Origin of the sequence: Micromonospora sp. WMMD737, from assembly GCF_049179055.1 — a bacterium.
Lineage (GTDB): Bacteria > Actinomycetota > Actinomycetes > Mycobacteriales > Micromonosporaceae > Micromonospora > Micromonospora reichwaldensis.
In genome coordinates this window covers 4,725,194-4,750,082 of the sequence record NZ_JBMHMH010000001.1, presented here as the reverse complement: position 1 = coordinate 4,750,082, position 24,889 = coordinate 4,725,194, and the positions used below count along the sequence as shown (strand labels likewise).

The following is a 24,889-nucleotide window of genomic DNA, read 5'->3' as shown; positions in this document are numbered from 1 at the left end:
TCGTCACTTCCTCATCGCGGCGTCGAGCCATTCCGGTAGCCCGTCCTGAAACTGCGGCAGCCGTGCGAGATGAAACGTCATCCGGCGAGGCAGGGTCGGTAGGGCGGTGAGGTCGGTGACCAACGCGGCGGTCGCCTTACGCAGGGTGTCGTCGGAGTCAGCGCTAATCAGCCAATGTTCGAAGGTGTTCCATGCCCGCCGGGACAGGTCGGCTGTCAGTAGCGCCACCTGCCAGAGGCGTACAAGCTCATGGCTGTCGACCTCATGTGACGCGGCTCTGACCATGAGTTCGGGAACGCCGACTGGGGAGTTGTCGGCCGGTATGCCGGCCAGACTGACAAGGGCACCGCCGGCGTGCAGTTGTAGCTGTCGGTCGTCAGACCACCTTGCTAGTTCGAAGATGATTCGGTCCGCCCTGTGCGAGGCGTAGAGCTGGTGCACGCCCTCGGCGACCGTGTACGTGTGCTGCTGCATCGGGTCCTGGGCGATGCGGCGAAGGTCGGCCAGGCTCCAACTGAGGTCTGGTTGTTGCAGCCCACTGGCATAGACGCGGGCGGCCGCGTCTCTCTGAAAGTTCCGATGACCACTGGCCCAGTCCCGAACCTGCCGACGGACCAGATGGCCCACCTGTCCGCCCATGTCCGCCGCGACCATCGCCCAGGCCGCTGCCTGTCGGAGTCGACGTTTGGGTGAGGCCGCCCAGTCGTCGATGATGTCGGCGCAGACTCGCGCGAAGTCGTGGTGCGCGAGCAGGCCGGCCGCCTCGGCGGCCGCTCGCTGCATCGGCTCGTCATCCTTCGAGACCAGGGTGTCCAGCCACTTGAGTAGGGCTGGCCGGGTGCTGTCGAACTCGTGCCATGCCTCATCGATGATGACGCCGCGCATGGCGCCATCGTGCAGCCAGGCTGAACGCGACGATCCGCCCCGTGACCGCGTGGCTTCCCGGCCCTCCTGCCAGTCCATGTCGAGCGGCCCGAGCAGCTCCGACACCGGGTACTGCAATGCCAGCCGGCCCCAGTCCACCCGCTTGGCCTGCCCGTCAATCTCCTCAAGCAGGAGACCGGCGGATTCGAAGACGTAGTGCAGTGGCTGCCAGGCGAAGACGGCGTACGCGATCCGGAAAGCCCGCTCGTGCTGGTCGGCCCGCCGGGGCCGCCGGCCGCCGCCTGCGTCGGAACGCAGGATCTCCGCGGCGCGGGCCCTGCGCCGCGGTTGCGAGCTACGGAGGATTTCGGCCAGCGTGTCGTCGTCGGCTGGATGACTCCGCCCGATGGCCTCGGCGATTGGCACCACCTCTCGAGGCCCGTAGGCGCCGTGCAGAGCGTCGACGAGGTCGTTGTGGTGGAGATACCCGCGAACGAGTTCGGCGCTCTCCTCATCGGTCAGCGTCAGCCTGTCGCGTAGGTGCTGGCCGAGATGAGCGCGGAAGACAGCGAGTGGCGCGGGTCGGCGATGCCGCACCTCGGCGCTGTGCCGAACACCGGAACGCGAGTCGTCGTGCCTGATCAGCACCAGGCTCGCGGACCGTCGCCGGAAGAGGTCTGCCAGCAGGCGCATCGCCTGGCTGTGGCTGTTGCCCGGCAGCCGGAGCACGTACCCGTGATCCTCCTTGATGCTGTCATTTGCTCGGTTCAGCACTTCCGGCGCGACATCCTCCGGTAGTAGGACCTCATGTATCCGGTCCGGACCGTGGCGCCGAGCTAGCGCCACGCACGCGGTGCTGAACCGCCCGGTGTGCGGCCTACCCGCCAGACAAGCCGTGGATCGCTGGCCGAGCTTTTCCCTGAGCTCCTCGTCTGCGGCCGTCTCCGCGTATACCCCGAGCAGATCAGGCACTCCCACCAGATCCCTGATGACGGGTTTCGCCGCCGGTTGACCCGTGTTGTTCACGACGTGGATCGTGTTGTTGTTGCCGACAGCGTTCACACCGCGGGCGTTGATCCCCGAGTAGGCGGCGGAGAACTGGGTGCCGTACAGCTCCTCGCCCACTCGCGGGTCCATCCGCAAGGACCCCGGAACAATCTCCTCCTGCGAATCGGCTGTCGACTCCGCCGCGGTCTCCTCCTCTCGACCACCCGGCTCATCTATCCGCAGCTCCGGCAGGGCCGCGTCGCCGGGCCCCGCATCTCCAGAGGATGTCCTGGGGGGCGACGGATCTCCGTCAGGAGTCGTGTCGCTCATCGAGGCGACCCCCACGAGTCGAGGTCTTCTGAACGGCCCGTAACGGAGATCGAATTGCCGTTGCCGATCGCGCCGATTCCCCGCGACCGGATGTCCTGGAATACCTGCCGACCCCCAGCCGGCTGAGGGCGAGGCCTACGGTCCTGACGATCAACGCTCTCACCGCCGCTCCCGTCGTTCGGCTGGCCAGAGGCGGAACCTTGGGGACCAGGACGTTCATCGGTTGCGGGAATGCTCTCGCCCGGAACGTAGATCCAGGCGGTGGCCTCGAAGTGCTTCTCAGGGAGCCGTGCCGTCACCTGCTGGAAGTGATCAGGCCGAAGATCCTGGTACTGCCGGACGATGTCCTGGTAAAGCCGATCCGACACAATTAGTGCGACCGCAGCGCCCGGGAACTGCCGTAACGCGGCCTTGAGTTGGGGCGAGTCCACCAGTCGGCAGACTGTCACGACAGCGTCGCCTGGGTAGCCGTTCGCCCCGTCGAGATGAACCGGGCCTTCGTGAACACCGACGCGCAAGCGGATACGCGCCTCAGATCTAAGACCACGGTTGTGTTCGCGCAACAACCGATCGAGGACCGGCGTAAGCCGCGTCACAACCGCCCGCTCGCTGGCCCCTGGCGGGAGGATGGCCAGCTCACCGTCACCTCCCTGTTGGATCAACCAGTTGGCGCGATCGAAGCCCAACTCGTCGCATGCCGTCGCCATGACCTCCCGGAAGGCCATCTGCGCTCGATGCTGTAGGACGTTGTCTCGGCCGCTGTAGGACTCCATGTCCACAGCGACCAGCACACGCCGGTCCGGGTCCGTGACGTAAGCCATGCTCTCCATCCCTCACTAAGTGATGAATCGTTCGAGACTTATCTCTACAGGCCGGCGGTGCTGAAGATCCCATACAAATACAGGAACAAGGTCCACTGTCGAGTCGTCGACAAGTGGTACTTCGATCCCATAGATTCCGCCGATCTGGCGTTGACTCCAGACATGGGAAAAAGCCGGAGAGCGAGCAGCAGCGAGGACACGTGGCGGGATCTTCACGTTGGCCTGGCCACGGCGGCATCACTGCAAGCCTCGATCAGACATGCGGACGCGAAAGCCCTGGCGCTGCTGACTGCCGAAGGAAGCGTGGCAGCGACAGCTGTCGATCAAGCCCTGCCGGCGACGCTGGATGGCAACCCGACCGTTGCCGCGCTTACGGTGCTCCTCACGGCCGTCATGGCGATAGCCATGACGGCGACCACCTGTCAGCTAGCGCTGTCGCTTTGGCCCCGTCTGGCGGGCGCCGGAGGTGCCAATCGATTCGGGTTTCCGGATCTCGTCGCGCTTGGCAGCCGACCATCGATCGCTCCAGCCAGTCGGCATAGGAACGAGGCCTGGGGACTTCGTGGTAGTGCTCGCCCGCATCGCGATGGCGAAGCATCTGCGTATTCGGCGGTGTTTGCCCTGGTTTCTGATGTCGCTGGGCGCAGCCGTCAGCTTGGTGACTCTCGAGGCCTTAGCGGGCGCGATCACCTGACGGACTACTGCGGGGTGTAGCGACCTTGACGCCGAAGATGAAAGATGACCTCTGGGCATGAGGAGGTGAACATGGAGGAAGTGCTCTGGCCACCCAGTACGTTTCTCGGCCGGCTCCAACCGTCGACACGAGAGCAACTTCTGACGGTGGGAGTCAGGCGGTCGGTGCAAGAGGCCCAAGTGCTTCTCCGCGAGGGCGCCTTGGAGTCCCACGTGGTCCTGCTCCATGACGCGCTCGTCAAGGTCACGGTCGCGCTATCCGACGGCCGGCACGCCCTACTGGCAATCCGTGTATCCGGTGACATCGTTGGAGAGATCTCCGCCCTGAACGGCACACCGAGGACGGCGACGATCACCGCCTGCCGTCCATCGACCATCCGTATCATCCACCGCAACGCATTCAGAGCCTTTCTCCGCGACTACCCTGAAGCCGCCCTAAGGCGTGTTTCATAAGCAGGTCAGAGCCACTCGGTGATGATGGTGATGGTGAGGACGGCTTGGAAGCGGACTGCGAGCTTGTCGTATCGGGTGGCGACGCCGCGGTGGCGTTTGAGACGCGCGATGCCGTTCTCGACGGCGTGACGTAGCCGGTAGAGGTCTCGGTCGAAGGCGGGTGGGCGTCCGCCGCGGGAGCCTTTGGCTTTGCGGTGGGCGTCCTGGTCCTTCTTGCTCGGGATGCAGGCTCTGATACCGCGTGTCCGTAGGTAGCGGCGGTTGCCGCGGCTGGTGTAGGCCTTGTCGGCCAGGACCACATCGGGGCAGGTCCGGGGCCGGCCCACCCCGAGGCGAGTGACCCGGATGCGGCGCAGGACCGGGATGAACTGCGGACTGTCACCGCGGTGCCCCGCGGTCACGACCATTGACAGGACCTTCTGGCCCTGCTCACAGGCCAGATGCGTTTTGGTGGTCAGTCCACCACGGGAACGACCCAGCGCGTGATCGGCCGGCTCGTCATGCACCCCGCCAGGCGGTTCCTTCTGCAGGTGGCCGTCCTTGCGGGCGCCGGCGGCGTGCTGATGGGCGCGGCTGGTCATCGAGTCCACGCTCACCGTCCACCCGATTCGGCCCTGCGCGTCCCCGGCGGCCTGCAATGCCGACAGGATCTTGTCCCAGGTTCCGTCTCGCTGCCAGCGGCGGAACAGGCCGTAGACGGTGGGCCAGGGCGCGTACTCGGCAGGGACGTCACGCCACGGCGCGCCGATCCGGATCCGCCACCGGATCCCATCGATGAGCTGCCGTTTCTCCCACTTCGGCGGACGACCGTTACCCGACACGGCAGGCAGCAGCGGAGCGAGCCGCTGCCACTGCGCGTCCGTGAGGTCATGCCGCCTCGTCACCGCTAAGGTGGCCACGAGGTCTCCGGTGTGAAGTTCTAGCTTGGTCGCTGAACCATCTACCGGAGACCTCTTCAGTTATCGATCACCACCACGCCGTGACCTTCGCCGGCAACCACAACTTCTGAAACACGCCTTAGAGGTGGCCGGGATCGTCGCCGACCGTCTTCGGTGGGCCAACCGGCGACGGATCGATTTCACCTCCTATCCTCTGCGAGTTCGTCTGGCCCGAGTGCTGTGGGAACTGGCAGCCGCCTACGGACGACGCAGCCCTCGCGGCTTGGTGATCGACATCCGACTGACACAGGACGAGCTGGCTACCCTCTGCGGCGCCGCCGAGATCAGCCTGCAGAAGGCGCTCGGTGGACTTCGTGCGGACGGCATCGTCGCCACGGGCTACCGCGAGATTGTCGTACGAGACAGCGATGCGCTGCGTTCAATCGCTGGCCTTGCCTAGCTAGCCGACCTCGATCGGGTGGTGAGACCGGAGGCACTACGTTCGGTAGGAACGCTCCTTAAGGATCTTCCGGGTGAGGGTCGGCAGCGGCGCGTCGATGCTTACCGCGAGGTCCAGCATCTCCTGGTAACCGGGCAACCTGTCGAGGGCGGCCGTTATCAATGCGTCAGCCGCCGGGGCGTCGGCCCGTTGGTGGGCCAGGCGCGCCGGTAGCAAGTCCAGTTCCGGCGCCGCGAGGGTTGTGGTCCTGCGAAGACTCCAGCGGGCCTGAAGACGTGTTACGTCTGCTCAGTGAGTCGGCGAGGCGGGGCAGGAACCGTGTCGGTGGCCTGGTCGCGTCGTGGGGATGGTCTGTTGGCGGCATGGTCGTGGGGCCGGATCGCGTTTCGCCGACGCCGTCGCCGTGTCAGCGGTGCAGTAGTCCCAGCCGCAGGAGAACCTGTGGCTGGGACTCTGTGCGAACACTGGACCTAGTGACAGGTGGGAGCGGGTTGTCCGGCGAGTTCCTGGTGGTTGGTAAGCTGCCGGCTGGTGAGCCTTCGTCGCGCTTTCGCGCGCCGATGGGTGCGGCGCCGCGACACCCTTAGTTGGGGTGTGTGTTTCGGTGGCTTTCGGGCTCCTGCCCCGGTGATGTCCGGTTCCGGGTGTGGCTTGGTCGGCGCTGGGGCGGTGCCGTCGTCGGTGTCTCGGGTGCGGTCGATCTGTCGTTTGATCTCCGCACCGGGTTTGCCGGCCTTGATGAGGTAGGAGGCGGTGATCTCGGCGGCCTTGTGCGCGGCTGGCGGTAGGACGGTGGTGTAGATGTCGGCGGTGACGCGGATGTTGGCGTGTCCGAGTTGGTCCTGGACGGTTTTGATGTCCGCGCCGGCGGAGTGGGCGAGTGAGGCTGCGCCGTGTCGGAGGTCGTGCAGCCGGATCGGTGGGAGTCCGGCGCGGTCGACGAGCAGCCGCAGGCGTTGGGTGAGGTAGCCGGGGTGCAGGGGTAGTCCGTCGGGGCTGGTGAACACGTAACCGCTGTCGTGGCACACCTTGTTGGCGTCGACGCGTCTGGCGCGGCGATCCTGCTGCCGTTGTCGCTGCTGGCGCAGCACCTGCACGGTGTGCTTGTCGAGCGCGACCAGGCGGCGGCTGGCCGCGGACTTCGGTGGTCCCTCGTGCACGTCGTACCCGGCCGTGGTCCGCTGCCGAACCACCGACAGTTGCCCCTCGTGCAGGTCGACGTCGGCCCATCGGAGCCCGGCGGCCTCGCCGCGTCGCAGTCCGCGCAGCGCGATCAGCCACCACAGGGCGTAGAGGGTGTCGTCGCGGACGAAGTCGAGGAAGGCGGCGAGCTGCGCGGCTGTCCACACCGCGATCACCGGGCGCTCGCCGGTGGCCTTCCACTCGGCGACGCGGGCGTCGGTCCACACCTCGGGCTGGAGGCGTTCCCGAGGGGGTAGTTCCAGACCTCGGGCCGGGTTGTCGGTGATCAGGCGGTCGCGCTGTGCGCGGCTGAGGGCGGCCCGCAGGGTGGCGTGGATGTGCTGCAACGTGCAGACGGTCTGGGGCTGCCCGGTCCGATTACGGGTGCCGGCGATCTGCGTGAAGGCGGCGTCGAGTTGCCGCGAGTTCAGGTCGCCGAGAATCAGGTGTCCGATGTGGGGAATCAGGAAGTGCTCGATGTCCCGCGTGTAGTGCATTCTCGTCGTAGGCCGGATCGACTTCCGGGTCGACAACCAGTACCGCAGCCATCGGGCGACGGTCCACGACCGGCCGGCCTGTTCCTCTCGCGAGAGCGCCAGCAGCTCGTCGCAGGCCCGCCGGGCCGCCTTCTCGGACCGGTAGCCGCCCCGTCGGATGCGTTCGACCTTGCCCAACACGTTCCTGGTCGAGCACTGGAAGTACCAGCTCCCGTGATTGGATTCCAAGAGCTTCGGGCAGGCGTTGCCCAGCGGGCGGCGGGTGTCGGGGTGCAGACAGCCACACCGTTTCAGAGTCACACCATCGCTTTTCATAGCTTTTGTCCCTTCGTTCGGGTGCCATATCTACTGACGAACGAACAGTCGATGAGCATCTGATTCGGGGCAATATTGAAGGCCCCTGCCGAAGAAACCCGATATCGAAGATGGCCATGCCAGACAAGCGCTGAAGTCCCGGGGACTCGGGCGCGATGGGGTCAGGCTTCGGGATCTTGGGTGCAGAGAACGCCTCGCTCGTTCGCCGGGTGCCCTCATCCGCAGGCTCCGCAGGTGACACGCAAAGTGGCCGATGGAGGCACTCCGGTCTGAGCCGGAGGACGCCTCTCGGGCACCCCACGTGCTCACTCAACTGGAAGCAGCCGCCGAGGCTGACCTGACTGCTTCTGACCGGAGAGCTTGAAGCACATCTGCCCGCCACTGCAGGCACTGCTCATTTCCTCAGCGTTTGAGGGCAACCTCTGACGGAACGTCCATAGCTTGGCGCGAGTGGATACCGGCGGCGTGAGGCAGTCAGAGCACGCCGAAGCGGCCGGCGAACTCACGCATTCCTGGCAGGCTGTGGCTGTTGCGGGCGAGCAGGTCGGCGGTGAGCTGCTGCGCCCGAGGCCGGAACCGGACCTCCTGTGGGGTGTCGCGTTCGGCGGCCAGCAGCGCCTGGAACGTGGCCTGCGAACGACCGCGGCCATGTAGTGCCAGGGCGGTGTCTTCCCAGTACCGGGCGCGACGCTCCGGCGAGATGATTCGGGCCGGGTCGACCAGCCGGGCGTAGTCGACAGCGGTGCCGTAGTCGCCGAGGACCCGCGACACGCTGATCTTGTACACGGCCAGTTCGAGCATGCTGAATCGGTTGGACTCGGCGTCGCCGGCCCGGCGGGCGGCGTTTTCGGCCTCGCCGAGCAGGGTCCAGGCGCTGTCGCGGTCGTCGCGCATCGCGGCGGTGTACGAGGCCGCGGCCAGCAGTTGCCCGTACAGGGCGCTGTGGGCGGCGTCTGGCAGGCCGGTGTCGGCTTGCAATGCTTGGGCGGCATCGAGCATTAGCTTCTGCGCGCCGTCGCGGTGCTGGGTGCGGCGCATGACGGTGGCGGCGAGCCTGCGCGCGTCTGCCAGCGCCATCGGGTCGTCGCCGCTTTGGGCGGCCTGTACCGCCCGGTCGGCGGTTGCCCAGGCCATGCCGTTGTCGTGCAGCTTGATCAGCAGTTGGGTGGTGACGTTGTACGCCTGGGCCAGACGGCTGGCCGCCCGCGGCGCCTCGTCGACAGCGGCGGCGTCGCGGCCGGCGATGGCCTGGGCGAGCAGCCGGGGCAAGCGGCGGGCGAGCTGGCTGTAGCGGGTAGCCCGAAAGTCGGCGCGGGCGGCGGCCAACTGCGCGGCCAGCTGATTGCCCGGAATCGGCGTAACGCTGACCCGCCCGAACAGCACGTCTTCGACGGTGTCTTACCTGGATGGTGCGCTTGTCGAGGGCGACTAGCATTCGTGGGATGCGGCACGGTGAGTTCGAAGATCCCCTGCTCGTCACCGTATACGACGGCGAGTGCCGGTGGGCAGCGGACGACGACTTCTTCGTCGAGGCGGTCGGCGCGGAACCGGCACGGGTACTCGACCTGGGTTGTGGCACTGGCCGGCTCACCGTCGCGCTGGCGGGGCGCGGGCACCGGGTGACGGGGGTGGACCCGGCGGCGGGGTCGTTGTCGGCGGCCCGGGCCAAACCGGGTGCGGAGCTGGTCACGTGGATCTGCGGAACGGTGGAGGACGTGCCGTCGGCGAGCTTCGACGTGGCCCTAATGACTAGCCATGTCGCCCAGTACCTGGTGGGGGATGACGAGTGGCGGAACGCGTTGTCCGCTCTGCACCGCGCGGTGGTGCCCGGCGGCCGGCTGCTGTTCGACTCCCGCGACCCGGCCTTCCGCCACTGGACGACCTGGAACCGCGCGTCCAGCCGCACCGTGCCATTGCCCGACGGCAGCGACGTCCTCGTCTGGAGCGAGGCGACCGCGACGGACACCGGCGTGGTCGACGTGATCCGGCACTACGAGTTCCCGGACCGGGCCCGACTTAGTTCCGCCACCCTGCGCTTCCGGACCGAGGCGGAGCTGCGGGCATCGCTGGAGGAAACGGGCTGGGCGGTGGACTTCGTCTTCGGTGGCTGGCAGCGGCAGCGCGTTGGGGCGGGCAACGGCGAATTGGTCGTTGGTGCGCACTCGACCTGACCAGCGCGTGGCTGGCCGCTTGCATCCCACGAACGCGCCGACGCGGCCATCATCTTCGCGGCTGGATTGTCTACCCTGGCCGCATGCAGCAGCTTAGGGGCAGGACCGCCGTCGTCACGGGCGCGGCGAGCGGCATCGACCGGGGGATGAGCGAGGCCTTCCTGAACGCCGGCGTGCGGGTGGTTTTGAGCGACGTCGAGGAGGACGCGCTGGGCGCCACCGTCGCCGAGTTACGGGCGGCCGGCGCCGACGTGCACGCCGTCGTGACGGACGTGTCGGATCCGCAGGCGGTCGAGCGGCTCGCCGAGTCGGCCCTCGAGCGGTACGGCGAGGTGCACCTGTTGTGCAACAACGCCGGGGTGCACATCCCCACCGTTCCCCTGTGGCAGACCACGTACGACGACTGGTCCTGGCTGCTGGGCGTGAACGTGATGGGTGTCGTGCACGGCATCCGGAGCTTCCTGCCCATCATGATCGAACAGGGCGGCGAGGCGCACGTGGTGAACACCTCGTCGATCTCGGGTCTGCTCACCGGCCGTTCAATCTACGGCACGACCAAGGCGGCGGTCATCGCGTTGTCGGAGGCCGTTCAACTGGAACTCGTCAACGGCGGCTTCGAACCTCGGGTGTCCGTGCTGTGCCCGGCGGCGGTAGACACGAGGATCTTTGACGCGGCGCGCAACCGGCCAGCCCGGCTCGCCGACGCCGGCCCGTTCCCGGCTGGCTGGTCGAAGGAGGCCGCCGCAGAGGCCTTCAGGCTCGGGCTGAACCCGCGGCTCATCGGCGACGAGGTGGTCCGGCCGGTCCGGGCCGAGCGCTTCTACGTCCTCACCCATCCTGCGTACGCCGACGAGGTGCGTAGGCGTACAGCGCGTATCTCGACGGCGAGGATCCGGCAGCGCCAGCGAGGTTCTAGCCGCCAGGCCAGCGGACGACTGTCAGTCGGGGCGGTGCGGGTGCGGGGTGGCGGCCTCGCTGATCAGCAGCCGCATTTCGATGCGGACCCGGCCCGCACCCTCCTCGGCCTGCCACCTGGCGGGAAGCCGCTCCGGGTCGCCGAGGGCGCCGACCGCCACCACGATCCACGGGTCGAAGCCGGTGGGCACGTCCGGGCCGACGCGGATCCTGGCCGGGTCGAAGCCGGCCATCTGCCGGACGTACAGGCCCTCGGACATGGCTTGGACGGTGAGGTAGGCGATTGCCTGGCCAAGGTCGTAGGACGCCCACCGCAACGGTTCACCCGACTCGTCGCACCGCGCGGCGAGGCCGCAGATCAGCACGGAGGAGGCGGCCGCCCACAGACGGTTGCCGTGGGCGAGGGCGTCGAGCAGTCCGTCGAAGACCTGATCGCCGCGCCGCCCTATGAGGAACCGCCAGGGCTGTGAGTTGCGGTTCGACGGCGAGTAGCGGGCCGCCTCCAATATGTTGTGCAGGGAACTCTCCTCGACGACGTACGCCGGGTCGTACGCCCGAGGGCTCCACCGGCCCGCGATGAGCGGGTGCAGCTTCCCCGCTGGCTCGCACCTGACGTCCGGCTCCACGCTCCGGGTCAGCATCGCCCCTCCCTCCGGTCGGTTGTCTCCGGCCCGGCGGTGGATCCGCCGGAACCCCATTAGCCTGCCGTCGCCCGCAGTCCACGTCGTTCGAGGAGCGGGAGGATCTCCGGGGCGCGACCCCGCAGCGACCGGAAGAAGCTCATGGCGTCGGCCGTCCCACCCCGCGACAGCACCTCCCGCCGGAACCGGTCCCCGTTCGCCCGCTCCAGTCCCCCGTTCTCCTCGAACCACCGCACCGTGTCGGCGTCGAGCACCTCACTCCAGATATAGGAGTAGTAGCTGGCGCTGTAGTGATCGCCGGAGAAGATGTGCTCGAAGTAGGTGGTGCGGTAGCGGGGCGGTACGGTCCGGAGGGTAAAACCGGCCTTGTCCAGCACGTCGGCCTCGAACGCCCGGACGTCGGCAACCCTGTCCTCGGGGCCGAGCGAGTGCCAGGCGAGATCCAGCAGGGACGCTGCGAGATACTCGGTCGTCTTGTACCCCTCGTTGAACCGCGCCGCCATGTGTAGCTGGTCGACCAGTTCCCTCGGCATCGGCTCGCCCGTCCGGTGATTGCGGGCGTAGTTCGCCAGCACCTCCGGCCAGAACATCCACATCTCGTTGACCTGCGAGGGGTACTCGACGAAGTCCTGCGGCACCTGAGTGCCGGCAAACCGCGGGAACCGGACGTCGGAGAGCAGGCCGTGCAGTGCGTGGCCGAACTCGTGGAAGACCGTCTTGAGCTCGAAGAGAGTGAGCAGGGTGGGCTCACCGGGGGCGGGCCGGTTAATGTTGTGCGTGTTGATCACCACCGGGCGGGCGTCCAGGAGCCGCGACTGCGCGACAAGACTGGTCATCCACGCGCCACCCCGTTTGGAGGGGCGGGCGTAGAAGTCGGCGAGGAAGAGCCCCAACGGGGTTCGGTCCCCGTCTAACACCTCGAAGACCCGGACGTCTGGGTGGTACACCGGCACGTCGTGCCGTTCGTGGAAGGTCAGGCCGTACAGCCGCTCGGCGGCGTGGAAGACACCGTCGAACACCACCCGTTCCAGCTCGAGGTAGGGGCGAAGTTCGGCCTCGTTCACCGCGTATCGGTCACGGCGTACCCGCTCGGCGTAGTACGCCCAGTCCCACGGTTCGAGGCGGAAACCACCCCCGTCGACGTCGACGACCGCCTGCAGGGCTGCCTCCTCGGCGCGCGCGTTCGCCACCGCCGCCGGGACCAGGCTTTCCAGCATGCCTCGCGCGTTGGCGACGGTGCGGGCGGTGCAGTCTTCGATCTGATAGTCGGCGTGGGTGTCGTACCCGAGCAGCCGTGCCCGCTCCGCACGTATCCGGACGATCTCGCGCACCAACTCGGTCGTGTCGTTGGCGTTGCCGCGAGCGCCCCGCTCGGTCGAGGCCCGGTGGATTCGCTCCCGCAGGGCCCGGTCGTGCAGGTAGGTCAGTGCCGGCTGCGCCGTCGGCAGCGCCAGGGCGATCAGGTACCCCCCCTCGTGCCCCCGGCTCCGCGCCGCCTCGGCGGCGGCCGTGACGCCGTCCTCCGGCAACCCGTCGAGCTGGCCTCGGTCGGTCACCAGGACGCCGAGCTCGTTGGCTTCCTCCAGCAGCCGGCGGCTGAAGGTGGCATAACGCAGGGCCAGCCCGGCGTTGTGGGCCCGCAGCCGCTCGGCGTCCTCATCAGACAGGCCGACTCCCGCGCGCACGAAGTCGGTGTGGTACCGCTTCAGCAGCCACTCCGACTCGGGATCGAGGCCCAGGTCGGGGATCCTGCGGTGCAGGTCGTCCACCCGCGCGAAGAGCCGGCGGTCGAGGAAGATCGCGTCGCGGTGCGCGGCCAGCAGCGGGGCCACCTCCGCCTCGAGTTCCTGCAGGCGGGGATTGGTGTGGGCCGAGCAGAGCGTCAGGAAGACCGCGTGTACGCGATCCAAAAGAAAACCTGACCGCTCCAGCGGTTCCATCGTGTTTTGGAAGGTCGGCGACTCCACGCTCGTCGCTATCGCCTCAACCTGAGCCCGCTGCCTGCTGATGGCGAACTCGAAAGCCGGAAGAAAGTGGCTCTCAGTTATCCGATCGAACGCCGGCATTCGATACGGGCGCTGGTCGGACGCAACGAACGGATTATCGACGATGGACAGTACACACTCTCCTCATCAAGCCCCAGCAATGTACATCACGAGGGCGGCCCCGATTTCGGCGTGGCCCGGGTTGAGCGGCCCGAGAGCCACGCAAAACATAACCACAACCTCGCCAGAACGCGAGAGAGAGGAATTTGCTCCGGAAGGCTGCGGCAACCGAGACCCTACCTCGCCGGCACGCCGTTCGTCTCGCCGCAGTTTCGCGAGAGACAGGTCTGGCGGAACGTTTTCGCAGCTAGCACCTTGTCGGCGGTTTTTCCCATACGTCGGCCCGGGCTGCTCGTGCGCCGCCTCGATACCCGTGCAGCGATGGTCGGACCGGACCCGAGGTGGTACTGCGGCGGGTCTTGACAGGTTCGCGATTTTCGTTGAAGGATTGTTCCCATCGATCCCCCACTTCGAGGAGGAACAATGTCCAACTACCCCTACGCCAAGAAGCCAGCCTTCTTCCGCGTGATGTCGGCGGAGCTGTTCTTCGAGGCCGAGGCCGACACCTCGGCTCCGGAGATCGAGGCGTTCTCGAACGTGGAGCTGGACGCTGAGCTGGACTCGATGCTGGTCGAGGTCGACGCTCGCTGAAGTAGGCAACGAGTCGGGGAGCTCCGGCAATTGCCGGGGCTCCCCGCCCTCGTTAAAAGCAATTGTCGCATGCTTTCTCCAAACGCGTTTCCGCGCGTTTGAGACGCATATCACGAAGGTTGGACGCGGGGAAGTGTTGGCACGGAACCAGGCTGCGGGCGAGCAGGTACGACGGTGCTACCGGCTGGTCGACCAGGGCGACATGCCGGGCCTGGTCGAACTTTTCACCGAGGACGCGGTGTACCGGCGGCCGGGCTACGACCGGCTGACCAGGCGGGTTCCGGGCTGCGGCAGCCGTCCGTCCGACCACCCGGCGTCCGCGGAGGACCGCAGATGAACGGTTACCCCGACGTGGCCATCCCACCCGGCACCGACCGGGTCACAACGGTCGCTGACCCGCAGGCCTACGCCGCATTGGCGCAGCGCGTGGACCGCGACCTCGCCTTCGTACCAGTCCTGTCCCCGGCGGGGCGACCGTCCATCGTCGTCGCCGGGCCCGAAACGGTCAAGCCGGACCCGCACGCCTGGCAGGGCACGGTGCTGGTGACCGATGACGAGTTCGAACCCGTCGGCCTGGTGCTCGCCCGCGGTTCAGGCCGGCCGATGCGTCGGGCTACCCTCGCCGAGGCGGTTCGACTCAGCATGGACGGGCCGGTGACCCTGGTGGGCGCCGTGGACGGCGTGACCTCGGCCGTGCTCGCCGCGCTCCCCCCCGACGCCCGGCTCGGCCTTTTCGTCGCCCGCGACCCCGCCACGGCCAGCGGGCTCGCCGCGCGTACCCTCCTGTATGGGCCGACCGTCGCCGCCGAGTCGGATGACCTCTCCTTCGACACGCTCTCCGAGGACGGCGGGCCCCACAGGCTGACCGGGCTCGACGTCACGGTGGCGGGGCTGCGCGCGGCCACGAGGAACGGGGTCGCCATCCTCGCCGGCAGGGCGCACGCCCGGGATTGCTCGATGGACCTGATGGACGGGACCATCTGCGGTCGGAGCGAGGAACGGGCCCTGCTGCCCGTCGACCCGGTCCAGCCAGAGCGATGGTCGAAACATCCCACGGCCTGCCAGCAGAGCCAGATGTGCTGCAAGTATGGCCTCCGGATCCGGGACAACCTGCGCGCGGCGGAGATCCCGGCGGCCTTCGCGGTGCTGGACAGCTGCCGTACTGCGGCCAGCGGCGACGGCGCGGTCCGCACCGACGTGTCGATCCCGCTGACCATGCTCGCCCGATCCGCGCTCGCGGTGGTCTGCGCCGTCGGTACCCGCGGCGGCAGTTCCTGGGCGGCCCCGCTGCTGCGAGGGCTGCTCCGTGCCGGCCTGCCGCTCGGCACGGCGCTGACCGAGGTCAATCAGGCGATCTCGGCGGACCCGGCGGGAAGGGGCCGGCTGGCGCTCTTCGGGGACGCCGGCCTGGTCCCGGTGCCCGCAGCCTCGCCTGCCCGTCTGGCGACGTCGGCCGAGGGGACGGTGGATATTCCCGCTGGCGCAGCGGTGACGATGGTCGACGGGACCGGCCTTCTGCCGGTGCATCCGGGCGGACCTGTGGTGGTGACCCGCGCGGACGCCGCGACCAGCTGGGCCCTGACCACGGTGTGCGGCCGGTCCGCCGGTTCGGTGGCCCCGGCGCCGGCGTCGCTCTTAGTGCCCTGGCGCGATCAGTTCCGGCCCTGGTCACGCCGGCTGCGCGAACTCACCGAGATTGGTCTGCGGGTTGAGGGCGACCGGCTGGACGCACTCGACCGCCAGGCGGCCACGGCGGTGCGGCAGCGGGCCGAGGCCGAGCATCTGACCGCGGCACGGGAGGCGGCCGAGGCGTACGCGTCGGCCCGCGACGGACTGGTCGCCGTGCAGCACGGCGCGGTCGAGCAGGAGCTGGCCGTTGTCGCCCGCTCCTTCTACCACTTCCTCGGCGGCTGGCCGGAGCCCTGGCAGGTCCGCACCGCCGCCGACGTGGAGGAGTGTCCCCAGTGTGGTGACGCCACTGCGGTCCGTCACCACGTCACGCCGGCGGCCGGCACCGGCCCCCGGCTGTGTTACGTGGTCTGTTCCCGATGCGGGGAGGTCCTCTCTGGCGCCGAGGAGTTCCCCGCGACGGTCCGGGTCACGGCACCGGCCGAAGTGGCCCGCGGTGAGCGGTTTCACCTCGCCGTCGATGTCATCGCCCCGCAGGACCGGGCCGTCGCCGTGACGGTCGGTGCCGCCTTCCGCCGGCAGGACCTGCTGTTGTGCCGGCTCGACGGGATCAGCTCGGTAGAGCTGTCCGCCGGGACGGGCCACACGGTGGAACTCACCGGGGACAGCGACCGGGAACGGACGATCCCAGATCTGCACAACGTCGTCGTCCTCGTCGCCGTCGACGGGGCGGTCCGCTGCATCAAGCGTGCGGTCTGGCTGCGGGCCCAGCGCTGCTGACGACCGCCGCCACACCTCGTCCACCCTCTGCTCAGCCCGTTGTTGGAGGCCCGCAATGACTACCTGGGACACCGGAGTGCCCGCCGCGCAGACGTTGACCGGCATGTTCGCCACGAGCGTGCGGACCTGGCCGGACCGTCCCGCCGTCAGCGACGACGCGACCAGCCTTACGTACGCCGAACTCGATCGGCGCTCCGCCGCACTGGCGGCCGACCTGCGGGCCAGGGGCATCGGGACGGAGGACAGGGTGGGCCTCTACCTGGACCGCTCGGTGGATCTCGTGGTGGCCGTCCTCGGCATCCTGCGAGCCGGCGCCAGCTACGTCGCCGTGGACGCCCGGTACCCGGAGGGCCGCCGCGACCACATGCTGGTCAACAGCGGCTGCAAGCTCGTGGTCACTCGCGCGGACTGGCGGCAGCGCATCGCGCACCTGGGTGTCGAGGAGCTGGCGTTTCGCAGCGAGGCCACCACGGCGGCGCCAGCTGTGGATCTCGCCGAGCCGGCGGGGGCGGCCAGCGTGCTCTTCACCTCCGGCTCGGCCGGGCAGCCCAAGGCGATCCTGCTGGAACACCGAAACATTGTCTCGTTCGCCACCAACCCGAGCCTGCCGGAGCTGGTGTCGGACGACCGGGTCGGCCAGATCTCTAGCGTCTCCTTCGACGCCTTCCACTTCGAGCTGTGGACGACGCTGTACCGGGGTGCGGAGATCGTCGTTCTGCCGGCCGTGCCCGAGTTGCTGGCGGCTGACTTCCGGCGGGAGATGAGGCGGCGGCGGATCACCGCCATGCTCGTGCCCACGATGGTCATAAACCAGGTGATCCGGGAGGACCGGGACGCCTTCGCCGCGCTGCGGGTCCTCCAGGCCGGTGGTGACGTCCTCATGCCCTCGGCCTGCCGGGACCTGTTGAACGGAGAGTTCCAGGGCGAGCTGTACAACCTCTATGGTCCGGCGGAGGCGACCACCGCCTGCACCGCGCACCGGGTCACCGCCGACGACGCGGAGCGAGACACCATTCCGATCGGGCAGCCCATAGCCGGGGCGACCGTTCTGCTTCTCGGCGATGGCATGCGGCCGGTGCCGTCCGGGGAGATCGGGGAGATCTACATCGGCGGTCCGGGGGTCGCTCGCGGCTACCTGGATGCACCGGAGCTGACCCAACAACACTTCGTGGCCGGTCCGCTGCCCGACGGCCCGGAACGGCTCTACCGCACCGGTGATCTGGCCCGCCAGCGCCCGGATGGGGTCCTGGAGTTCGTAGGGCGGGCGGACGGGCAGGTGAAGATCCGCGGTTACCGGGTGGAGCCGGGCGAGATCGAGCGATGTCTGTGCCGCAGCCAGGGAGTGCGTGAGGCGGTCGTGCTGCCCAGCGGCGAAGGGGAGGACCGGCACCTGATCGCCGTGGTCGTGCCCGCCGAGGACACCACCCTGCGGGAGATTCAGGAGCTCGCCCGGACGGAACTGCCGGACTACCTGGTGCCCAGCCAGTTCGCGCTGGTAGAGGAGATCCCGTCGAACGAGCACGGCAAGCGGGACCTGGCGGCCCTGCACGAGATCGCCGACGGCGTCCGGGAGCGCCGGGCCCGCCACGTGGCGCCGCGTACCGAGGTCGAGCGTTATCTCGCAGAGCTGTGGGAGGAGCTGCTCGGCGTCGAGAACGTCGGCGTGAACGAGGACTTCTTCACCCTCGGCGGCCATTCGCTGCTCGCCTTCCGGATGCACAGCCAGGTCAAACGCACGTACGGGGTGTCGGTGGAGCTGTCCGCAGTGCTGCGCGATCCGGTGCTGGCCGACGTGGCGGCGCTGGTGGAGAAGGCACGGGCGACAGGAGCTGGGGCGTGACCGGACCGTCCGTCCCGGTGGATCTGACCGACGTCGACCTGTTCGTCGGCGGTCGGCACCTCGACACGTTCGCCTGGCTGAGGGAGCACCGCCCGATCCACTGGAACGAGGGCGCGGACGGCAGCCGCTTCTGGGCGTTGACCAGATACGAGGACGTCCACTGGGCGTACCGAGAACATGCGTCGTTCGGGTCGGCCCGGGGCGCGATCCTCGGCGGGTCCTTCCGCAGCGACGACGACACCGCCGCGGGCCGGATGCTGGTCGCCAGCGACCTGCCCCGGCACCGGCTGCTCAAGCAGCAGATCGCCCCAGCGTTGTCGGCCGCCGTCGTGGACCGCATTGGCGACCAGGTACGGATCCTGCTCGACAAGGCCGTCGGGCAGGCGGTGGCGGCCGGTGGTTGCGACTTCGCCACCGAGATCGCCACCGAGCTGCCGGCCGGCGCGCTCATGGTGGTGTTCGGCATCGGGCACGACGAGGCGCACCACCTCATCGGACTGACCCGGCGGATGGTGGGCTTCCGGGACGAGACGTTCGTGGACACCGGTGGGGACCAGAAGCTGCGGCTGGCCTGGACGCAGGCCGAGATTTTTGACTTCTTCGCCGGCATGCTCGCGCAGCGGCGGCGCAACCCCGCCGAGGACCTGATCACGCTGCTGCTGCGAGCACAGGTGAACGGTCGGCGGATGTCCGAGGAGGACATCTTCTACAACTGCATGAACGTGGCGGTGGGTGGCAACGAGACGTCGTCGTACACCGCCTGCCACGGGATCGAGGCGCTGATCGCCGCCCCCGACCAGTACGACCTGCTGCGGCGGAGGCCGGACGCCCTGACCGGCGCCCTAGAGGAGATGCTGCGCTGGAGCTCGGTCAACGCGTACGTGCAGCGTGTCGCAATGCGGGATGTGGAACGTGACGGGCACTGTATACGCCGGGGTGACTCGGTCACTCTCTGGAACGTCTCGGCCAACCGCGACCGGGTCCAGTTCCCCGACGCCGACCGCTTCGACGTGACCCGCAGCCCAAACCGGCACCTGTCCTTCGGCGCGGGCATCCACCGCTGCATCGGGGCCCCAGCGGCACAGCGGGAGCTGTCGCTGCTGTTCGGCGCGCTGCTGGCCGTCCCAGCCCGGTTCCGGCTCGCCGGTACGCCCCGGCGGCTCCGCTCGAACTTCATTCTCGGGACCACCTCGCTTCCGCTGGAGGTCGTCTGATGGAGACCGGATCGGGTTCGGCGGCGATCAGCAGGTGAGACGAACTCGCACTCACCAGAACAAATCGGCATCCATATCGATTCCTCTTTCCGCAGACGGGAGGCGAGTGATGACAGCATTCGCACCGGGTAACTCGCACACGGTTCCCTTCTGCGGCCTCGCCGCCACGCCGGCCGACGCCATCGCGCCGGACGCGGTGGCTGCGGTGATCGGTGGTGGGCACAGCCTGGGCACCGCACACGAGGGGACCGAGAACGGTCCCTTCTTTATCCGCACCCTCTCCAAGGCGTACACCTGGTCCGCCGAGACACCCACCGTGCTCGACCTGCGGGCCGGCGCGCCCCTCCTCGACGGGGTGGTCGACCTCGGCGACATCACCTTTGACGGGATGTCGCTGACCGAGGCGCTGAACGCCATCGAGAACGTCGTCAAGGCGCTGCCGCCGAACGTCGCGCCCTGCCTCATCGGGGGTGACCACTCGGTCACCCTGCCGATGGTCCGCGCGTTGCGAGCCCGCCGGGACCGGCCGTTCCGGGTGGTGCAGTTCGATCACCACCTCGACCTGCAGATCTGGAACCAGGGCGCGGACCGGTCCGCCGCCGCCCGGGAGCCGATCTTCAACACCAATGTGATGTCGCACATCGCCGACGAGATCGGCCCAGGCGGCCTGGTCCAGATCGGGATCGACCCGTACGCGACCGTCGAGGCTGCGGCCGCTCCGGCCGTCCTCGACTACCTCGCCACCGTGGGGCGCCAGATCTGCCTTACCTCGCCGGCGCTGGACGACCCGGAGGCGCTGCGCGACGCAGTCGGCCGGGGCGGCGACGTCTACCTGACGGTGGACGTAGACGTGCTTGACCGCAGCGCGATGTCCGCGACCGCATATCCCGCCGACGCCGGCATGACCGTCCGGGAACTCCTCCGGTCGATCGACGCGGTGCTGTCCGAGAACCGCCTGATCGGTTTCGACATGGTGGAGTTCGCCACGCCCCGGGCCGCCCGCGACCCCAAGACGCTCGCCGACGGCGGGCGGGCGGTGGCGATCATGCTGCACCTGCTGGGCTGGCTGACGCGGCAGTCCCGGCAAGCCCCGATCCCGGACTCGGCCCACCCGGGCGAGCACCTGATCACGATTTGCCCGGAGGCTTGACGATGACAGAACTCAGCATTTCCCGTGCCAACCGGAACACCTTCCAGCAGACCTTCATCGGCCTCGAGTACGAGGCGACCAACGACCAGCCAGCGGACCTGTTCTCCCGGGCCTGCGTCGAGCAGTACCGCGACTTCAGCCCGCATCAGTTCGGTTATCTGTTCGCTCAGGTCTTCGAGTCGGAGGTGCTGCAGGAGGTCGCACTGCTCGAAGGGGTCGCCTTCGAGGAACTGGACAGCCTCCGGTACCAGCCCACGGCGACCATCAAGAACCTGGCGGAGCTGGTCGAGAGCAGCGCCGATCTCGACGTGGTCCAGCTGGTCAATCTCTCCGCCGCGCTGATCAGCATCTCCCGCTTCGGGATGGCCGAACGCCTGCTCGTGCAGGCCGCCGCCGCGCGCACCCCACTGGAAGCCTTCGAGACAGCCATGCTGGAGTTCGTCGTCTCCAACCGGCGCGACGACGGGGCGGCCTCCCAGCGGGCCTTTGGCCGGATGCGTGCGGCGATCGAGACCGGTGCCATTCCCCCTGATCGGGTGATGGACGCCTGCGCGCAGGGCGTGGTCTGGTTCCTCAAGCGGCGGGAACTCTCCGAGGCAGACTTCGACTGGTTCGTGGCGACGGGCACCGTCCTGGCCGAGAAGCCCGGGCTGGTGGAGCCGGCGGCCCTTTCCTCCTGGTACCGGGGAATCGCCATGATTCCCGCAGCGAAGGGGGAGGTGGCCGCCACCCGGCGCTACATGGAGCACGCCCGGGACGCCGCCCGGGACACGATCACCAAGCGACCGCGGGCGTACGAAATGCATCTAATGAAGACCTACCACGAATCCTCGCTGAAGGAGCACATGTACCTCACCCGGGACCAGGACCGCGCGGAGGAGTCGGGACGCGCCCTGATTGCGATCGACCCGGCCTGGTCCCCGAGCTATGGCGAGCTGGCCGAGGCATACGTGCGGTTCGGCCTGATCGGGCAGGCTGCGGAGCTGTTCGAGACCGCAGTGCGGATCGGCCCGCCGTACGTCGGCCACCACCTGCTGCAGGCGGCCCGGTGCCGCGAGCGCGCCGGCGACGACGAGCTGGCCCTGGCCCACTACCTGAGCCTGGTGGACGCCGCCGAACCCAGCGAGGACGTCATCTCCGCGGCGCTGGCGCTGGCGCGGCGGCTCTCCCACCCGGCACGAGCCCGGCTGGCGGCCGCGCTTGACGGGCACGCGACCACCGGATCGGTGACTGGACGGGAAGGGTAGGCAGCCCCGTGTCGCGGTTGGTCACCTCCGAAGCCTCCGGCGTGCGGCCGGAGCCCCAGGTGGCGTCGGGTGGCGTGCCCGACGCGCTTCCGGCGCCCGCGTTCCGCCACGACCCGGTGAAGTCGGTGCTTCCGGGACAGGCCGCCGAGCCGGTCGACTGGACGGCCGAACCGGCGGTGTGCGGGCACCGGCGGATGACGTACGACAACCGGACGCTCGGCCGGACCATCGCTGTGCCGATCAGCGCCACACCGGCGGTGGTGGCCGGAGTGGGAGTCGTGGCGGCCAGCGACGACGGCTTCGTACGGCTGCTCGATCCGTCGCTGCGCAAGGAGTACTGGCGGATCCGGCTAACCAGCTCCATCTACGCCTCACTGGTGGTTGACCGGCGTCGTCGGCACGTCGTCGTCGTCGCCACCAACGGCGAGCTGGCTTGTGTCGACCTGCGCGGCCGGCTGGTCTGGTCGGCGACAGCCGGCTCGCCGGTCTGCGCCACCCCGACCGTGCTCCCGGCGGCCGACCTGCTGGTCGTAGCTGCCTTCCACAGTCGGTGCCTGGCCGTCGACCTGGGCACCGGTCGGGTGGTCTTCGAGCACGTGCTGCCCCGGCCCTGGCAGGCGGAGCACGACGGTGCTGCCGCCTACCGCGACCCGTACGCCAGCCCGGCGGCCACGGCGGCGGGCACGGCGATCGTCTGCTGCGCGGAACATGTGCTGTGCCTCGCCCCGGACGGGACCGAGCGGTGGCGGACCGAGGTTGGGCATCCGGTCAAGGCCTCCCCGGTGGCCCTGCACGAGACCGGGGGGGTGCTGGTCTGCACGGTCGCAGGCCGGTGCCTGCTGCTGGACGGCGGAACCGGGGAGATCCGGCGCGAGCTGGCCCTCGGCTCGAAGATCACCGCTAGCCCTGCGGTCTCCGGCGGCGTCGCCGCAGTCGGCCTCCAGCACGACGTCACGGTGGGTCTGGACGTCCGGTCACTGCGCGAGCTCTGGCGCAGCGACCAGGGCGGGCCGCGCTCGTACACATCCGTCACGGTGCTGCCCAGCGGCGACTTCGTGACCACCACGGGCCGGGGGAACATGCTCTGCCTGGGCCACCGGGACGGCGCCTTCCGCTGGGAAAGCAGCCAGGTGCTCGGCCTGTCCGACCACGAGCCGGCGATGGACATCACCCCCGTCGCCGCGGCCGACGGGAACGTCTACTGCGCCTCGTACGCGGGCGATCTCTACCGGTTCAGATTTCGAAGCAGCGACAGGGGGAAACGGTGTCCATAGATCCGATCACCGCGCCGGACCGGGAGAGTCTGGAAGCGCTCGAGCAGACCCTGGCGGGGATGATGTGCCGGCTGGAAACGATCCTGTCCAGGGGCGCGCTGACCGAAGAGTGCCTGGTGGAGATCACGGCCATTTACAACAACGTCGCCTACATCTTCCTGTATCTCGAGGCGAACGAGGAGCACGTCCGGTACGACGGGCTGCTGGCCTGGCGGGACGCCTTCCACGACAACCCGCGACTCGACGAACAGGTGCTGCGCCAGCTGCTCGACCTGCGCTGCGAGGACCCGGAGGCGGAGGAGTCCCGGCTGGCGTACGTGTCGCAGCTGCGGGACAAGGCGGAGGCCGCCGGCCCCGCCGAGGACCGGCGGACGGACGAGCTCCAGGAGCGCGCCAAGTCAGTCCTGGCCGAGGTGCAGCAGGCGCAGTTGCGGTTCCTCGGTCGCGTCGGGGCGCCCACCGACACCAATAACCCGTCGGCGGTCTTCTACCGGCTGGTGAGCAGTACGCCCAGCGCGTCGACCCGGCATAAGTTGTCCCGCGTGTGGACGGCAACCCGGGACAGCCGCCACGACGAGCTCGTTGCGATCGTCGACGAGATGGTATGCGTCCGGCGCGAGCAGAGTCAGGCAGCCGGACACTCGAGCGTCATCGCCCAGGCGTTGACCAAGTGCGGCGTGGGGGCCGACGAGGCTGAGGCGTTCATCGAGCGCTACGTGCGGCAGGCGCTGGTCAGCCAGGACCGGCTGGTGGAGCGGGTACGCGAGGCGGTCGAGACCGACGGCGACCCGCTGGAGCACTTCGGCTTCTACATGCGGCAGGTTACCAGTGGGAACCGGGCCCCGCTGTTCCTCTTGGACGAGTGTCTGGCCTTCATCTTCGACGTGGCCCGCAGCATCTTCGGTCTGGACCTGAGGACCCTGCCCTCCGGCAACAGCCACGTCATCACGGTGGCGGTCGTGGCGGACGGCCGCCCGGTCGGGCAAATCAACTTCGATCTGTGGGATACCGCCGGCAAGACCGTGGGCGCCAACCACACCAAGGGGCTGCGCAACCGGACCGACTGGAGCAACCTGGTCCAGCACCCCGTCGCGTACGTGTCGTGCCGGTTCCAACGGGACGACGACCGGACCAATCGGATCACCTTTCAGAACGTGCACAGCCTGTTCCACGAGTTCGGTCACGCCCTGAACCACCTGTTGATCCGCAAGCGGATCTCCAACCGGTCCGGCCTGGAGTACCTGCCGCTGGAGCGGCTGGAGTACCTGAGCATGTTTTTCGAGAAGTGGGTGTACCATCCGGCCTTCGCGCGCTCGCTCTCCCTCGACGCGCAGGATCGGGCGATGGTGCGGGCGTGCCAGCGGATCAAGGCCATCGAGTACCAGCGGACCTACGTCGAGCGGGCGGTCACCGCCGCGCTCGATTTTGAGGTGCACCGCCGCAACGACGGCGGGCTCGCCGAGGCGTACGCCACGTTGGAGAAGCGGTTCGGCATCTCGCGGCACTGCGCGCTCGGTGACTTCCCGATGTACTTCACCTGGCCGATGTTCCAGGCCAATCCGGGGGCGAACTTCGCCTACCTGTACGGCGCCTCGGACAGCGTGGACAAGTTCCTCATCTTCGAGCCGCTGACCCTGGCTGAGGTCGCCGGCCGGCCAGAACTGCGCGAGATTTTCGCCTCCAGCCTGGACTTTTCTCTGCCCACCGCCACTCCGGACAGCGGCGTGGTCTTCGCCTTCTACGATCGGCTGGCCGCCGACGGGACGCTGGCCGAGCCGGCGGCCGCCGGGGAAGGGGCCCTGCTGCGGTGACCGAAATCCCGCACGCCTACATCCGCGCCGCGCTCGGCCCC

General features: G+C 68.6%; 19 protein-coding genes and 2 pseudogenes. 14 read left to right on the top strand and 7 right to left on the bottom strand.

The window, feature by feature from the left end; translation table 11 throughout:
* Window positions 1–3: 3 nt before the first annotated feature.
* Together ACN27A_RS20800 and ACN27A_RS20795 are read right to left on the bottom strand one after the other, a co-directional pair.
* Window positions 4–1,989, bottom strand: a complete 1,986-nt coding sequence (locus tag ACN27A_RS20800; RefSeq protein ID WP_421455996.1) for a hypothetical protein — start codon at window positions 1,987–1,989, stop codon at window positions 4–6.
* A gap of 188 nt (window positions 1,990–2,177) precedes the next feature.
* Window positions 2,178–3,002: a hypothetical protein gene (locus tag ACN27A_RS20795; protein WP_421455993.1), complete on the bottom strand. Its 825-nt coding sequence runs from the start codon at window positions 3,000–3,002 to the stop codon at window positions 2,178–2,180.
* A 57-nt stretch (window positions 3,003–3,059) separates the two neighbouring features.
* Between ACN27A_RS20795 and ACN27A_RS20790 the strand changes: the two genes are divergently transcribed.
* Window positions 3,060–3,716 (top strand): hypothetical protein, encoded by a 657-nt coding sequence (locus ACN27A_RS20790; RefSeq protein ID WP_421455990.1) that lies wholly within the window; start codon window positions 3,060–3,062, stop codon window positions 3,714–3,716.
* A 51-nt stretch (window positions 3,717–3,767) separates the two neighbouring features.
* Window positions 3,768–4,148 carry a cyclic nucleotide-binding domain-containing protein gene (locus tag ACN27A_RS20785; RefSeq protein WP_421455987.1) on the top strand — a complete coding sequence of 127 codons (381 nt, stop codon included), beginning with the start codon at window positions 3,768–3,770 and terminating at the stop codon, window positions 4,146–4,148.
* Between the two features lie 5 nt (window positions 4,149–4,153).
* Here ACN27A_RS20785 and ACN27A_RS20780 read toward each other — a convergent pair whose 3' ends face one another.
* Window positions 4,154–5,032 carry an IS5 family transposase gene (locus ACN27A_RS20780; RefSeq protein WP_421458546.1) on the bottom strand — a complete coding sequence of 293 codons (879 nt, stop codon included), beginning with the start codon at window positions 5,030–5,032 and terminating at the stop codon, window positions 4,154–4,156.
* A 79-nt stretch (window positions 5,033–5,111) separates the two neighbouring features.
* Between ACN27A_RS20780 and ACN27A_RS20775 the strand changes: the two are divergent.
* Window positions 5,112–5,486 (top strand): annotated as a pseudogene (locus tag ACN27A_RS20775) (Crp/Fnr family transcriptional regulator); the annotation flags it as partial.
* Window positions 5,487–5,956: 470 nt separating this feature from the next.
* Here the strand turns inward: ACN27A_RS20775 and ACN27A_RS20770 are convergent.
* Both ACN27A_RS20770 and ACN27A_RS20765 read right to left on the bottom strand, forming a co-directional pair.
* On the bottom strand, window positions 5,957–7,345 hold the full coding sequence (locus ACN27A_RS20770) for a tyrosine-type recombinase/integrase (protein WP_421455984.1): 1,389 nt from the start codon (window positions 7,343–7,345) through the stop codon (window positions 5,957–5,959).
* Window positions 7,346–7,954: 609 nt separating this feature from the next.
* Window positions 7,955–8,863 (bottom strand): hypothetical protein, encoded by a 909-nt coding sequence (locus tag ACN27A_RS20765; protein ID WP_421455981.1) that lies wholly within the window; start codon window positions 8,861–8,863, stop codon window positions 7,955–7,957.
* Window positions 8,864–8,922: 59 nt separating this feature from the next.
* On the opposite strand from ACN27A_RS20765, the gene ACN27A_RS20760 reads away from it, so the two are divergent.
* Both ACN27A_RS20760 and ACN27A_RS20755 read left to right on the top strand, forming a co-directional pair.
* Window positions 8,923–9,651 (top strand): class I SAM-dependent methyltransferase, encoded by a 729-nt coding sequence (locus tag ACN27A_RS20760; RefSeq protein WP_421455978.1) that lies wholly within the window; start codon window positions 8,923–8,925, stop codon window positions 9,649–9,651.
* 83 nt (window positions 9,652–9,734) lie between these two features.
* Window positions 9,735–10,337: pseudogene (locus ACN27A_RS20755) on the top strand (SDR family NAD(P)-dependent oxidoreductase); the annotation flags it as partial.
* A gap of 252 nt (window positions 10,338–10,589) precedes the next feature.
* Here the strand turns inward: ACN27A_RS20755 and ACN27A_RS20750 are convergent.
* Window positions 10,590–11,207 carry a nitroreductase family protein gene (locus ACN27A_RS20750; RefSeq protein WP_421458545.1) on the bottom strand — a complete coding sequence of 206 codons (618 nt, stop codon included), beginning with the start codon at window positions 11,205–11,207 and terminating at the stop codon, window positions 10,590–10,592.
* A 56-nt stretch (window positions 11,208–11,263) separates the two neighbouring features.
* The gene (locus tag ACN27A_RS20745) at window positions 11,264–13,117 is read right to left on the bottom strand and encodes a M3 family metallopeptidase (protein ID WP_421455976.1); all 1,854 of its coding nucleotides are present in this window, start codon (window positions 13,115–13,117) and stop codon (window positions 11,264–11,266) included.
* A 618-nt stretch (window positions 13,118–13,735) separates the two neighbouring features.
* On the opposite strand from ACN27A_RS20745, the gene ACN27A_RS20740 reads away from it, so the two are divergent.
* From ACN27A_RS20740 to ACN27A_RS20700, 9 genes are all read left to right on the top strand, one after another.
* Window positions 13,736–13,903 carry a hypothetical protein gene (locus tag ACN27A_RS20740; RefSeq protein WP_421455974.1) on the top strand — a complete coding sequence of 56 codons (168 nt, stop codon included), beginning with the start codon at window positions 13,736–13,738 and terminating at the stop codon, window positions 13,901–13,903.
* A 133-nt stretch (window positions 13,904–14,036) separates the two neighbouring features.
* The gene (locus ACN27A_RS20735; protein ID WP_421455971.1) at window positions 14,037–14,240 is read left to right on the top strand and encodes a hypothetical protein; all 204 of its coding nucleotides are present in this window, start codon (window positions 14,037–14,039) and stop codon (window positions 14,238–14,240) included.
* A complete protein-coding gene (locus ACN27A_RS20730; protein WP_421455968.1) occupies window positions 14,237–16,312 on the top strand; it encodes a hypothetical protein in 2,076 nt (691 codons plus the stop codon). Before ACN27A_RS20735 ends, ACN27A_RS20730 begins: the two co-directional genes overlap by 4 nt.
* A 55-nt stretch (window positions 16,313–16,367) precedes the next feature.
* Entirely contained in the window at window positions 16,368–18,152 is a 1,785-nt protein-coding gene (locus ACN27A_RS20725) for a non-ribosomal peptide synthetase (RefSeq protein WP_421455966.1), read from the top strand.
* Window positions 18,149–19,366: a cytochrome P450 gene (locus ACN27A_RS20720; protein WP_421455962.1), complete on the top strand. Its 1,218-nt coding sequence runs from the start codon at window positions 18,149–18,151 to the stop codon at window positions 19,364–19,366. Before ACN27A_RS20725 ends, ACN27A_RS20720 begins: the two co-directional genes overlap by 4 nt.
* A 109-nt stretch (window positions 19,367–19,475) precedes the next feature.
* Entirely contained in the window at window positions 19,476–20,516 is a 1,041-nt protein-coding gene (locus tag ACN27A_RS20715) for an arginase family protein (protein WP_421455959.1), read from the top strand.
* 2 nt (window positions 20,517–20,518) lie between these two features.
* Window positions 20,519–21,763 carry a hypothetical protein gene (locus tag ACN27A_RS20710; protein WP_421455956.1) on the top strand — a complete coding sequence of 415 codons (1,245 nt, stop codon included), beginning with the start codon at window positions 20,519–20,521 and terminating at the stop codon, window positions 21,761–21,763.
* A gap of 8 nt (window positions 21,764–21,771) precedes the next feature.
* Window positions 21,772–23,037 carry a PQQ-binding-like beta-propeller repeat protein gene (locus ACN27A_RS20705; protein WP_421455953.1) on the top strand — a complete coding sequence of 422 codons (1,266 nt, stop codon included), beginning with the start codon at window positions 21,772–21,774 and terminating at the stop codon, window positions 23,035–23,037.
* Entirely contained in the window at window positions 23,028–24,848 is a 1,821-nt protein-coding gene (locus ACN27A_RS20700; protein ID WP_421455950.1) for a M3 family metallopeptidase, read from the top strand. The genes ACN27A_RS20705 and ACN27A_RS20700 overlap by 10 nt, the downstream gene beginning before the upstream one ends.
* The last annotated feature ends 41 nt before the right edge of the window (window positions 24,849–24,889 follow it).

Coding starts and splice junctions, on each gene's coding strand:
- ACN27A_RS20795 (WP_421455993.1), bottom strand. CDS start 3,002: ATGGCTTACGTCACGGACCCGGACCGGCGTGTGCTGGTCGCTGTGGAC.
- ACN27A_RS20785 (WP_421455987.1), top strand. CDS start 3,768: ATGGAGGAAGTGCTCTGGCCACCCAGTACGTTTCTCGGCCGGCTCCAA.
- ACN27A_RS20760 (WP_421455978.1), top strand. CDS start 8,923: ATGCGGCACGGTGAGTTCGAAGATCCCCTGCTCGTCACCGTATACGAC.
- ACN27A_RS20750 (WP_421458545.1), bottom strand. CDS start 11,207: ATGCTGACCCGGAGCGTGGAGCCGGACGTCAGGTGCGAGCCAGCGGGG.
- ACN27A_RS20740 (WP_421455974.1), top strand. CDS start 13,736: ATGTCCAACTACCCCTACGCCAAGAAGCCAGCCTTCTTCCGCGTGATG.
- ACN27A_RS20730 (WP_421455968.1), top strand. CDS start 14,237: ATGAACGGTTACCCCGACGTGGCCATCCCACCCGGCACCGACCGGGTC.
- ACN27A_RS20725 (WP_421455966.1), top strand. CDS start 16,368: ATGACTACCTGGGACACCGGAGTGCCCGCCGCGCAGACGTTGACCGGC.
- ACN27A_RS20715 (WP_421455959.1), top strand. CDS start 19,476: ATGACAGCATTCGCACCGGGTAACTCGCACACGGTTCCCTTCTGCGGC.
- ACN27A_RS20710 (WP_421455956.1), top strand. CDS start 20,519: ATGACAGAACTCAGCATTTCCCGTGCCAACCGGAACACCTTCCAGCAG.